The organism is Streptomyces sp. NBC_00385 (assembly GCF_035917155.1).
GTDB lineage: Bacteria > Actinomycetota > Actinomycetes > Streptomycetales > Streptomycetaceae > Streptomyces > Streptomyces poriferorum.
The window spans coordinates 6,252,004-6,263,735 of sequence record NZ_CP107951.1 but is presented as its reverse complement, the minus strand read 5'-3'; the positions used below and the strand labels follow the sequence as shown (position 1 = coordinate 6,263,735).

16 protein-coding genes are annotated in these 11,732 nt (G+C 67.0%); 15 read left to right on the top strand and 1 reads right to left on the bottom strand.

The window, feature by feature from the left end; translation table 11 throughout:
* Positions 1-2: 2 nt before the first annotated feature.
* Entirely contained in the window at positions 3-665 is a 663-nt protein-coding gene (locus OG959_RS27985) for a DUF6000 family protein (protein WP_326662871.1), read from the bottom strand.
* A gap of 314 nt (positions 666-979) precedes the next feature.
* Here OG959_RS27985 and OG959_RS27980 point away from each other — a divergent pair, with 314 nt between their 5' ends.
* The 15 genes from OG959_RS27980 (at position 980) to OG959_RS27910 (ending at position 11,725) form a co-directional block, all read left to right on the top strand.
* Positions 980-1,213 carry a hypothetical protein gene (locus OG959_RS27980; protein WP_326662869.1) on the top strand — a complete coding sequence of 78 codons (234 nt, stop codon included), beginning with the start codon at positions 980-982 and terminating at the stop codon, positions 1,211-1,213.
* 93 nt (positions 1,214-1,306) lie between these two features.
* Entirely contained in the window at positions 1,307-1,900 is a 594-nt protein-coding gene (locus OG959_RS27975; RefSeq protein WP_326662867.1) for a DUF4913 domain-containing protein, read from the top strand.
* Positions 1,897-2,670, top strand: coding sequence for a glycosyl hydrolase (locus OG959_RS27970; RefSeq protein WP_326662865.1), 774 nt, complete (start codon positions 1,897-1,899; stop codon positions 2,668-2,670). The genes OG959_RS27975 and OG959_RS27970 overlap by 4 nt, the downstream gene beginning before the upstream one ends.
* Positions 2,667-3,140: a hypothetical protein gene (locus OG959_RS27965; RefSeq protein WP_266796363.1), complete on the top strand. Its 474-nt coding sequence runs from the start codon at positions 2,667-2,669 to the stop codon at positions 3,138-3,140. The genes OG959_RS27970 and OG959_RS27965 overlap by 4 nt, the downstream gene beginning before the upstream one ends.
* Complete coding sequence (locus tag OG959_RS27960; protein ID WP_326662863.1) at positions 3,137-3,808, top strand: hypothetical protein; 672 nt, start codon at positions 3,137-3,139, stop codon at positions 3,806-3,808. Before OG959_RS27965 ends, OG959_RS27960 begins: the two co-directional genes overlap by 4 nt.
* 128 nt (positions 3,809-3,936) lie before the next feature.
* On the top strand, positions 3,937-4,797 hold the full coding sequence (locus tag OG959_RS27955) for a DUF317 domain-containing protein (RefSeq protein ID WP_326662861.1): 861 nt from the start codon (positions 3,937-3,939) through the stop codon (positions 4,795-4,797).
* Between the two features lie 36 nt (positions 4,798-4,833).
* Positions 4,834-5,322 carry a hypothetical protein gene (locus OG959_RS27950; RefSeq protein WP_326662860.1) on the top strand — a complete coding sequence of 163 codons (489 nt, stop codon included), beginning with the start codon at positions 4,834-4,836 and terminating at the stop codon, positions 5,320-5,322.
* A gap of 433 nt (positions 5,323-5,755) precedes the next feature.
* Positions 5,756-7,729: a pentapeptide repeat-containing protein gene (locus OG959_RS27945; RefSeq protein ID WP_326662858.1), complete on the top strand. Its 1,974-nt coding sequence runs from the start codon at positions 5,756-5,758 to the stop codon at positions 7,727-7,729.
* Positions 7,730-7,834: 105 nt separating this feature from the next.
* Positions 7,835-8,332 carry a transposase gene (locus OG959_RS27940; protein WP_442805758.1) on the top strand — a complete coding sequence of 166 codons (498 nt, stop codon included), beginning with the start codon at positions 7,835-7,837 and terminating at the stop codon, positions 8,330-8,332.
* On the top strand, positions 8,329-8,670 hold the full coding sequence (locus OG959_RS27935; protein ID WP_326662856.1) for a DUF317 domain-containing protein: 342 nt from the start codon (positions 8,329-8,331) through the stop codon (positions 8,668-8,670). The genes OG959_RS27940 and OG959_RS27935 overlap by 4 nt, the downstream gene beginning before the upstream one ends.
* A gap of 103 nt (positions 8,671-8,773) precedes the next feature.
* Positions 8,774-8,986 (top strand): hypothetical protein, encoded by a 213-nt coding sequence (locus tag OG959_RS27930; protein ID WP_326662854.1) that lies wholly within the window; start codon positions 8,774-8,776, stop codon positions 8,984-8,986.
* Positions 8,983-9,390 (top strand): esterase, encoded by a 408-nt coding sequence (locus OG959_RS27925; protein ID WP_326662853.1) that lies wholly within the window; start codon positions 8,983-8,985, stop codon positions 9,388-9,390. Before OG959_RS27930 ends, OG959_RS27925 begins: the two co-directional genes overlap by 4 nt.
* A 513-nt stretch (positions 9,391-9,903) precedes the next feature.
* Entirely contained in the window at positions 9,904-10,173 is a 270-nt protein-coding gene (locus OG959_RS27920) for a hypothetical protein (RefSeq protein ID WP_326666646.1), read from the top strand.
* On the top strand, positions 10,166-10,783 hold the full coding sequence (locus tag OG959_RS27915; protein WP_326662851.1) for a DUF6879 family protein: 618 nt from the start codon (positions 10,166-10,168) through the stop codon (positions 10,781-10,783). The genes OG959_RS27920 and OG959_RS27915 overlap by 8 nt, the downstream gene beginning before the upstream one ends.
* A gap of 90 nt (positions 10,784-10,873) precedes the next feature.
* Complete coding sequence (locus OG959_RS27910; protein ID WP_326662849.1) at positions 10,874-11,725, top strand: methionyl-tRNA formyltransferase; 852 nt, start codon at positions 10,874-10,876, stop codon at positions 11,723-11,725.
* Positions 11,726-11,732: the final 7 nt, after the last annotated feature.

The window sequence follows — 11,732 nt, the reverse complement described above, 5'->3', positions numbered from 1 at the left end:
GTTCAGACACCTTCCTGTTGCATCGATCCGAGGCCCTCGCTGTCAGCAGCGAAGGCGCACAGTTCGTCCATAAACCGACTCGGCGGCGACGGCCTGTACTGGGCCTCGTTCCACTGGTGCCAGAGACCACCAGGAGCCAAGAAACGGGCAGACTGTTCGCTTCCCGTCTGGCTGTCGATGTGGAGAAGCGTGCTGATAGCCCAGTGCTGGTCGTACTGGCAGTCAGGCTGTCGGAGGTAGCGGTCCAGGTAGGCAGTCAGGTGCTGGGCGTCCTCTTCGGTGCCGAAGCGTGCGAGGGCGAAGCAGTAGCCCTGACCGGAGAAGCAGAGCTGGCTAGCCAGGAGAAGGTCACCGAGGACGTCGCGGAAGTGTTCACGGCGGTCGAAGCCGATCAGCCAGGCGGCCGTAAGACGGGAGCGCCATTCGCTCTCCAACAGGATCTCGAGTTCCTCGTCCGCAATCTCCTGGGCGGCAGCCCGCAGAGACTGGAGAAACAGGGTTCGCTCGCTCTCGTCGTCTCGCGTGAAGTTGGCGTGGAGGAGGTGCAGGTAGCGCCCAACTCCCTGCGTTTGCGGCTTGACGTAGCGGTCGATGACGTCGAGCAGTTCGGGGTCCGAGGAACGAGGAAAGCGCATGCGGTAATCCTGGCGTTCCTCGCGCCCCATGACCAGGGGCTTCTGCGGTCATACGTGATCGACCGGAGGCGGAATGTGCGGCTCACAGAGGTCGTCGAGGAGCTCTCTGATGCGATCGGCCGTGCGCTGGTGCCGCTCGACCTCGCGTTCCCAACCACGTGTTTCCGCATCGGTGACCAGCTACTGCTCGACACACAGGCGCTCGCGGAGTCGTGGGGCGTAGGACATGACCCTGCCGAGCGCGGCAGCGTCCCTGCTGCCCACACCGCCGGCCCGCGACCCGGGCGCCCCGGAATGCCGACCGGGCTGCGGCGATGGGGTGCGTACGCAGCCGCCATCACCCGGTGGGAGACGCTCACCCCGCCCCGGCGCCCACCGACTCGACCGGACGGCTGCGGGCCGACTTCGTGGAGTGGATGCAGGGCCTCGACGCCGGCTGGGTCACCGCCACCCCGGGGCTCGGCCGCCCCGCTCAGCTCACCGCGCTCGGCAACGGTGTCGCACCTCAACAGGCCGCCCGGGCGGTGCGGTTGCTGGCCCCGCCCTTCCCTCTCTGCGCTCGCTGCGCGGCGGCGTAGCGCCCGGCTACCGGGTTTTCCCGGCCGGGCCAAATCGCGGCTTCTCCGGATCCTCTTCCCCATGTCGCCGTCCCACAGAGGGAGCACGCCCCGATGCCCGACAGCACCACGACCGCCCCCGGCCCCGAGCCGTTCCGCGTCCCCGACGAGAACCTCGACGACCTCGCCAGCAGCCTCGCCAAGACCATGGCCGAGGTCAAACAGCACGGCGTCCTCCTCGACCGCCTCGGCTCCGAGCCCACACCCGCTCCCCAACCGACCGAAGGCGCTCCAGCAACAGCAGCGGGCTCCGAGCCGGCAGCGGGCCCCACCTCAGTGTTCATCATTGCCCTGGGCGGTAAGGCATACGCCGTCGAACTCACCGCCCTCACTGCCTGGGTAAACCACCTCCTCCTCCCGATCTACGGGCGAGAGATCAGCACGACCCGCCCGTGGTGCACGCGGTGGCAAGAACACCCCGAAGCCGTGGCACGGCTGCACGCCCTCTGGCTCGCGTGGCAGCAGTTCACCGACGCCGAGGCCGGCCTGCCCGGTCCCTCGACGTGGCACCGCGACCACCTCGACCAGACGCTGGTCCACCTCCGCGCTCCCGACGGGCCCTTCGCCGCGTGCACGACGAGCCCGACCCGGCCCAACCACCGCGTGCTGGCCACCCCCGCGCCCGACCAGCTGGGACTGACCGCATGAGTAGCGACGAACTCGACTTCCTCCTCGACGACCTCGAACCCGCCGACGCGGCCTCCCAGCACGCGGAGGAGCAATTCTGGGCCGGTGACTTCACCGTCCTTGCCGAGCACCACACCGCCCGCGACGTCTCCCGCAGTTTCGTCGTCGCCCACGACGCCTCGGTCACCTGGGGTGTGCCCGGCGAACCTCAGATCTGCGCGATCAAGGTCGCACGGGACCTGAACCAGAACACCTTCACGTTCGAGTCGTCCTACCACTCCACCGTGTCCTTCGCTCAGAACTGGCTGATCGAGCACGGTTGCCCACCGGAGCACCTTTCCCAGGTCGGAGACGACTTCATACAGCCCGCCGACGTTCTCACCACACAGGTCGAGCAGAAGCTCCGCACGTCTGGCACCCGGTACACGGTCCTGGACAGCTACACCTCGGACTGCGACCCCTGCGAGACATGGACGTTGACCCGCGACTCCAGCGCTGCTCAGGCACCGATTCGCATCTTCCTCGAAGAGGGAGACTTCGAAACACACACGTACACGACGCGTGAGGGCGCCTTCGCCGACGAGAGCGCAGCCCGGCACTGGCTGGACGACCGCAACAGCCCGCTGCCGAACCCACCGGGAGACGGCAGGGACACCGGCGCTGCCCTGCGGACCCGCGCCGCCCTCACCCGCTCAGCCGGTGCCTCGGCAACTCCGAAGGCCGGCCTCGATACCCACAGCCTGCCGTCGCCAGGACCGACCCAGCGGCCGAGCCCTGGGCGGTCGATGTGAGCCGCGCCCGCTTCGCCTTCGCCGCGCACCCGGACGCCATCGCTGACCTGCGCGAACTCCCCGACGAGATACGCGATCTGGCGCTGCTGGAGCTACAGAACCTGGTCCACGGAAGTGACGACTGCCTGCCGCTGAAGGGCCGTCTCGCAGGCTTTCACAAGGTGTACGTCGACCCATCCGTCTCCTATCGGATGGTCATCCAGTTCCGCCCCGCCCCGTCCACCTCGCACCACAAGCGCGAGGTCTATCTCGTCGCCGCGGGCAGCCGGAAGGAGTACGCGGTCTACCGCACGGCCCACCTGCGCACCGGCCTCCACCAGGACGCGGACGTCGAGACAGCCTCCGCCGTCGAAGCACGCGTGCAGGCCGCACGCTCCCGCTCTCCCCACGCGGCAAACCAGCCGACGCCCCTCCCAGTGGCGGCGGCCCAGCCCCCTGCCACCGCTTCCCGAAAGGCTCCCCACCGATGATCGTCGACCGCGCCCCGCTGACTCGTGCCGAACTGGCGGGCCTGCTCACCGACGCCGCGCAGAGTGTCTCCGGGATCCTCACCGCCGAGTACCCGACGGCTGCCAGCCGCTCCTACCTGCACCCCGTACTGGGTGCGCTGTCGGCAGGACCAAGGGTGATCTGCGAGCTGAACGACCGGCTCGAAGAATTCCTGGCCGCCGAGCCGCGCCCCGCGACGCCGGCGGGTCTGTTCACCCTGGCCTCCTACGCCTCCGCGCTGGGGTGGCTCACCGAGTCCTTCGCCGAGCTCACCACCTCGGTCGACCAGATCTGCACCCGCGTCGGCATCCCCACACAGCCACCGGACGACCCGACCTTCACCACGCCCGACGGCACCGAGCAGGACAGCGAGCTCGACTTCGCCTTGAGCGACCTGGAGTTGACGGAAATCCGCACCGCTGCCAAGGCCGCCCACCTTCCGCCGGGCGACTACGTCGCCGTGCTCTCCGAGTCTCTTCTCGCCATCACCCGGATCACCGACGCCTGCATGGAGATCTCCAGCGGCCTCCTCGACGACGCCACGTACGTCCTCGGCGAAGCGACCGACCACGTCTGGATCAACGATGGCCCAGGCCACTTGCCCACTCTGGTCCGTTCACTGCTCGCCCGGATGGAAACCGCCGGGTGAGCCCCCACAACCCGTTCCGGAGCCGGTGATCCGGCTCATTTCCACAGCGCCCGTGTGCGGCCGAACGGCCCGTTCCACGGCGTACGTAAGCGCGTCCCCCTCCCCCTTCTCTTCTTCAGGAACGCCCCATGACCTTCAGCTCGGATGACGAGCAGTGGCGCGAGTACCACGTCAGCCCCCGCTACCTCGCCGGATCAACGTTCACCGGTGACCCCGCGCTCCGTCCGCTCCTCGACAGCGGCTGGTCGCTGAACCACGACGACGTGGGCAACGTGTACGTCAACACCCCTGACCAGCGGGTCCGCCTGGCCTACCTGCCCGAGGGCGACGACGACGCCCTGTGGAAAATCACCGCGTACAGCTCGGACTACGCGACGCCACGCTGGCTGGTCACCTTCCAGAGCGGCACCCCCACCGAGATCGTCGCCGGCTTCACCACGGCGCTCGCCGCCGCCTACGCCGAGGGCCCCGATTCCTACCTCCACCACGGCAACAGCGCCCTGACCGCACTGGATGCCGGCACACCGCTGGCAGCGGCGGGCTGGAGCCACAGCTACAGCCCCCAGAACGTCTACTTCCAGTCGCCCGACCGCCTGGCCGAGGTCTACCTGCGCCACAACCACCGTGACCACACCGCCGAGATGCGAGGCCATCAAGAACGCTGGCTCACCCTTGCCGGGCCGCCAGGAAACCAGTGGTACGCCACCGCTTCCTCCTTCACCCCGCAGAGGCTGGTGACCGCGATGAACACCGCCCTCACCGACCCGTCGCCAGTCATCCGTTACGGCTACGACCTGCAACGCCTTCCCCCACAGGCCACCGCGACACCGGTCAAACCGCGCATGCCCACTCCCCTGGACATCCACCGCGTCCAGGCAGCCAAATCCCGCTCCACGGTGGTGCCGACGACTGCCGCGGCTCGTCCCGTAACCCCGTCGCCGCGTTCGCTGCCGGCTTCGCAGGCCTCGCGCTCCGGGTACGCCCGCTGACGAACACGCCCTCTCCCCGACCATGTGGAGCCGCTCATGTCCAACACCACCGCACTCGACCAGGCCACAGCCATGATCGAGAAAGCCTGGAACCGCCCTATCGACGCTCTGGAATCCCTCGCGATCCGCCGCCCCAGCGACGACCCGCTCCTGCGCTCGGCCATGCGCATCCGCTCGGCCATGGTCATCACCGACAGTGATGCGACCGTGCACCAGGACCATCTTCACGCCCTGACCCGCCCCGGCCACGTGCCGGCCTTCTACGGCCTGGAACGGATCACCAGCTCAGCGGCAGACCTCCGCGTCGCCAAGGCGGAGAGCAGTACGTCCCTGCAGGCCATCAGCCACGTGATCGAAGCCCGCGAATCCGCCGCGACCACAGTCTCGGCCCCGGCAGCCCGGCTGACCCAGGCCGCCGTCGCCCGCTCCGGGCACACACCACGCCCCCTGGGTCAGGCACCCGATCAGCCCGCCCATTCGGCCGCTGTCGGCCTTCCGGTGGCCGGCCCGGGGCCGCGCCGCTGACCGTTCAGGCAAGGTCCTCGTCGCGGTGGGCCTCCCCCTTGGGCCTCCCCCACGCGTGAGAACTTCAGTGCGACATCGCACTTTTCAGCAAGAGATGGCCCCGCCCTGACGTCGGCTGGCCTCGGCGCTGGTTGCGCTCGGCGGGTCCATCATTGTGACCGAGTGCGCCACGGCAAGTCTGAGCATTGTTGTTTGCCAGCTCGCTTCGCTCTTGTGCGCAACCGGTGGGCTCTGTCTACCGTCCCTTCTGGGTATGACGTCTTCGCCCTCTCCTGCGGCACCGCCACACTGGTCCCACTGCGCGGAGGGCGTCGACCCTGATAATCTGGTCGGTTGTCGCGGCCGCCGAACTGCGTCTCATGACCGGTGCCTGAACCATCTCACCAGTAGCGAACGCGCCACGTATTTCAGCGGCCTTGGCCCCGGTAGCGCCGTGGATCACCGCGGTACTGATCTGGACGCACCTCTGCTTGATCAACTGCTGATTGCCCTGCGTGATCCCTCTACCGGCACAGCCCGCCTCGGATACGCCGACTTCGGTGAAGCAACTTTCCAGGATGTCGCCAACTTCGGCGAGGCAACCTTCGAGGACGTCGCCCGGTTCGATTCCGCGACTTTCCAAGATGACGCCGACTTCTCGGAGGTGACCTTCCGGGGCGGTACAGGGTTCAACGCGACGATCTTCACGGGCGAGGCCTCGTTCGAATCGGCGACCTTCAACGGATACGCCGACTACTCAGAGGCGATCTTCCATGGCGGTGCAGGGTTCAACGCGACGACCTTCGAAGACAATACCTCGTTCAAGAAGGCACGTTTTAAGGGCGGTGCTGGATTCAGGTCGGCAAGTATCCAGGGTTCCACTAGCTTCGAATCAGCGACCTTCACAGGTGTTGCCGACTTCACGGAGGTGACCTGTGTGGACATTGTGTGGTTCCAGAAGGCGGTCTTCGAGGACAACACCTCGTTCGAATCGGCGACTTTCAACGATGCAGCAGGGTTCGGGGAGGTGGCCTTCAAGGGCGTCGCGGCCTTTAATAAGGCGACCTTCGAGAGTATGGGCGCCTTCGAGGAAGCTAACTTCGAAGGCAGGGCAGGGTTCGAAAGCGTGACCTTCGAAGGCAGCGCCGGGTTCAGCCAGGCGACCTTCACGGACGAGGCCTCATTCGATTCGGCGACCTTCAACAGCCACGCGCTTTTCAGGGAGGTGGCTTTCGCGGGCGACGCCTCGTTCGAATCAGCGACCTTCACAGGTGAAGCCAGGTTCAGGGAGGTGACCTTCGCGGGCAACGCCTCGTTCAGATCAGCAACCTTTGAGCGGGAGGGCATTGTCGGGCCGTTGGTGTGCACAGGGCAGATGACGTTGTCTTTCGCGGTCTTCAGCAGCCCGGTGGTCATCGCGATCGCTGCGCGTCGCCTGTTGTGCCAGCGGACGCGCTGGTCATCCACGGCCGCGTTGCAGCTGCGATACGCCACGGTCGACTTCTCCCACGCGGTTTTTGAATACCCGCTCACGATTGCTGCGGAGGCCAGCCCCTTCGACTCAGCGAACGAAGAGATTCTCGCCGGGGCATCCGGTGCCACGGTCCGGATGGTCTCGCTTAGTGGCGTGGACGCCGCCCATCTGGTCCTGGCCGATGTCGACCTGTCGCAATGCCTTCTCACCGGCACGATCCATCTGAATCAGCTGCGGTTGGAGGGCGCCTGCTCATTCGACAGAGTCCCATCCCGCGTTCACTGGCGGCGCTGGCGCCCGCTGCGGTTCACCCGGCGCCGTTCCCTAGCCGAGGAACAACATTGGCGCGCGGCCCGACCGGCGGCGGTTCGAGGGTGGAACACGTCCGTGTTCGGATCCGAACACGTCGGGCCGGCACAACTGGCACCGGTGTACCGGGCCTTGCGCAAGTCCTTCGAGGACGTCAAGAACGAACCGGGGGCCGCCGACTTCTATTACGGCGAGATGGAAATGCGCCGCCATGACTCCGCCACTCCCTTCGCCGAACGCGGTCTGCTCGCCGCCTACTGGGCCCTCTCCGGCTACGGCCTCCGTGCGACCCGCACGCTGATGTGGCTGCTGCTGGCCATGGCCGGAACACTCCTTGTGATGATGCTGTGGGGCCTAGCCATAGACGACCCGAAGCCGGTGTCGGCCGGGAAGGTAACCGGCCAGGACATTCGGCTCACCACCGACACTCCCGACCCGGTCAACCCCACCGGCCCGCTGCACGAGCGGATATCGACCGAGCGGTTCGAAAAGGGCCTACACGTGGTGATCAACTCCGTTGTCTTCCGCTCGTCCGACCAGAACCTCACCACTACCGGCACATACACCGAAATGTTCTCCCGCCTGACCGAGCCGGTCCTCCTCGGCGTGACCGCCCTCGCGATCCGCAACCGAGTGAAGAGGTAACCGCTACCGACAATGCTGTCGCCCGACGTGCTTGGGCGCTACCCGGGGTGAAGCCCAGACGGGCGTTGCCCTCGGATCTTGAACACCGGAAAGCCTTGGATCTTGATGGTCCAGGAGGACGAAGTCCCCGTGAGGATGAAGCACTATCCGCCGGAGTTCAAGGCGGACGCGGTCGCGTTGTACCGCTCACGTCCGGGAGCGACAATCAAGTCGGTCGCGGCTGATCTCGGGGTGAACACCGAGACGCTGCGCAACTGGATACGGGCCGCCGCCGCGCGGCGTCCGGGCTCACGCTCGGCGGCCCAGACGGCCGCGCCGGCATTGGACTCGGCGGAGGTGACCGACTCGGTCCCGGTATCTGCCCGGCCCCGCCACCCCTGTTCCTCTCCCCTTCGGTTCTGTGTGGCCCGTTGCCGCGACCCGGATACGACAGCCAGGTCCGCTCATCCGTTCCCGGAGCCGCTGGCCATCTGCTGTCAGCGGCCAGTTCGCCCACGGCAGACGCCGCTTCCTGGGAAGGGACTACGTACTTCTGCGCACCGCATGCCAACGTACGGGTGTTGGGAAAAACCACAGGTCAACGAAGGGATCGTCCAACCGTGACCGCCTCCGCCACCCGCCTACCCGCCGTCGTCCGCCCCGCCGTGGAAGACCGCTGCCGGCTCTCCTCCGACCACTGCGCAAGCCCGGTGCTCGACCTGCTCGACGCCCTCGACTGGGCGGTCGTCGACACCCCGGAGGCCAACGTCCATGCAACGAGCCCGGACGGCCGCATCTACGTCGGCTGGCTCCCCGAAGACCCCGCCACCTGGAAGCGCGACATCGTCTGGCAGATCCAGGTACAGCCCACCGAAGGCGTCTCATGGGTCCAGGAGTTCGGCCTTCATACCCCTGCCGAGGCCGTCGCCGGATTCATCGTCGCCCTCGTCGCACACCGCTGACCACCTCCCGCACAACGTACGTGGCCCATTCCGGCTGCCCTGACGTGCAGACGAACCAGCCTTCCCCGCACCCGCCCTTCCCTACCGATCTTGGAGGCCTTCCGTGCCCCGCCACCTGACCGTCGGCCACGTGCTCCGTCAGCTCCAGGAGCTCGACCCCAACCTGCCGATCCGCCTCGCCGTCAACCCTGACTTCCCCTTCACTCACTACGCGGGTGCCGAGGTCATCGTCCGGGACGGCAAGGCGTTCATCGCCGACGACGGCCAGGAGGGCTACCTCCCGGCGGCGGTGGGCGAGGCTCTCAACTGGACATGACCAACCCCATAAACGCCCTGGAGGTTCCTATCTCGTCGCACGTCCTTCCGCTGCACAGCATCGCCGCGCACCCCATGCCGAGCGGTGTACGCGGGGCACTTGTCCAGCGCGTCTCCGTCCTGCCCGACGGGCCGCTCGACGTCATCTGGCTCGCCGCCGTATCCCCGAGGCTCCCTCTCGGGCGCATTCGCCTCCGCTGGGAGCCGGCTTCCCTCACCGGCTGGGACGTCACCGCCCACCTGGGCCTGGCCACCGCCGAGGTGCATCTCGCCTCCTGGCCCGCCGCACCGGACGACTGGCCGCTCCTGGTCCGCCCGACCATCCACGAGGTACTCGGCCTGTGCGCCGCCCTCACGGTCGCGACCGCCGCCCTCAACCTCTCGAATCGTCTCGCCCAGGTCTGACCGGAACCGCAGCACCTTCCTTCAACTTCGCGGCCAACTCGTCGAGGAGCCGGGCCTCGGCCACCGACTATCGGAGCACCTACGAGATGCGGGGGCCGTCCTGTGGCGTGCGTGAGTCACGGTGCGTCGGCGGGCAGCCGAGAAGCTCTGTGCAGAGCGACTGTCAGCCCTTGGCGGCCTGGGCTGCCAATGCCGCTTCTGGCAACCGTGCCGTCGACCCTCCCTTCGCTGCCCGGACCGCATGTTCCCCACAGGATCCGAGGTCCGTCGAAGACCTGACCGGTGCGCTCTCCCTCCGGCGTGTCCCATCCACTGCTTCAAGACTCGCGGGGACGGACGGGACGGCAGCGCATATTCGTGAAGCGCTGTCACGGTCGGCCGGGCGTGAGTCCGGTCGCTCCTGCCGGTCCGCCCCGGGCGACTTCGCCGTGTTCGGATGGCTGGAAGTCTCTGCCCGACGTTGCGCCAGATGTGATCTAAGTTACCTTCGGGGGGACTGAATGGAGAACCGTGATGATTCGGGGCTGGGAAGCCGATCCTTCTTCGCCGCTGGTGCGCCGCCTGGGTAAATCCCCCACCGAGCTCGGGACCACGGGCGGCGAGCAGGGATGCCCGGATATCTGGGAACTGGAGAACGGGGACATCGCCATCGTTGGCCGCGACCTCACCGATTCCTACCTGCCCAGCCTTCCCCCGGGGCTCGTCGTCGCCCCGGATGAACGGATCGTCGTCATCCCCCGCAGGACAGCCGCTGCGGCGAAGGTGGACCTTCCCGATGCTTAGCCCACAGGCCGGCGGTCCGGGTCAGCGCCTCGGACTTGACGACTACTCCGAGGACTTCGGTCGCCATTTCTGGCGTTCCGGCTCCGAAGGCTTCTGGAAGCTCGAACGTCAGCAGAGCTTCCAGGAGCCCGGGGTGGAGAGCTGGGAGGCCTTCCGCAAGGGGCACTGGGACGAGTCCCTGGCACTGATCGAGGGACAGCGGGGTCACTACGAGGAGTACCTCCGGCGAATCACCGGAAGCGGATTCGCCCTCCACCGTGTCCGCTGCGTGGAGGAGCCCATCGCTCCATACCTCCAGTGGGAACTCCACCTGCTCAACCTGAAGGCCCAGTGCGGGGAGGACACGAGAGTCCTCAGCCTGGACGGCATCCTCCGGTACGAAGCGCAGCATCCGCTTCCGGAGATCGTGGTCCTCGGTTCCTCGGTGATGTACGAGGTGTTGTATGACGACGACGGAAAACTCGCCGGCGGTATCCGCTTCGACGATCCGCACGTCATCTCCCGTTGGCGGAAGACGATCCAGGAGATGCACCAGGCTGGTGAGCCGTTGAACGACTTCTTCAGCCGCCGGGTCGCTCCACTGCCTCCGCCGTCCGTGACCGAGGAGTAGGGCGGAGTAATCCCGCCCGGAACTCGGTGGAGAGTCAGGGATGGGCATGAGGGTTTCGGCCGGACGCTGGTCGCACCACAAGGGCTACATATGCGCATTATCCTGATTTCATACTCTGCACAGGGCTTCGCGCTCCTGCACCGCGTGTGCGAGCGGGCCGGACACACGCCCGTCGCTTACCTGCATGCGCGATCACTACGGCCGGGCGAGCCGACGCGAAGCGGTGCTGGCGATGTCGTGGGCGAGATCGTCGACGCGCTGCCGAACGGGATGGATCTGCTGATTCCGGGCCGGAAGAGCATGCTGCCGCACATCCTCGCGGGATATCAGGCGGATCTCATCGTCTGCTACGGCTTTCCCTGGAAGCTGCCGCCGGCGGCACTCCGGTCGACGAACTTGGGTGCCCTCAACGTGCATACGTCGATGCTGCCGAAGTACCGAGGCCCTATTCCGGTCAACTGGGCGATCAGGAACGGCGACAAGGAAATCGGCGTCAGCATCCACTGGATGGAGAGCGAATTCGACTCCGGCGGGATCCTGGCGCAGGAGGCGGGTATCGCGTTGGGTGACGATGTCGCCCCCCGGTTGTTGTGGGAAGAGGTCGACCGGTACATCGAGCGGCTTCTGCCCGGCGCGCTCTCGCTGGCCGAAGCCGGTTCGCCCGGTACACCGCAGGAGGAGAGGTCGGCCACCTACGCGGGGTGGATGGAACCAGCGTTCTCGCAGATCGACTGGACCGCCTCCAGGGAGGAGATCCACAACCAGGTGCGCGCCGTCAGGTTCGGCAGCTCGGGAAGATCCGGCCCGGTTGCCGTGGTGGCTGACCGTCGTCTGCGGGTTCTGCGGACATCGTTGCAGCCGACGGACGGAGTCAAGGTGACGTGTGGAGATGGATCCGTGTGGATTACGGAGTCCGTACCGGTGGCGGACTCCGAATCCTGAACGGACA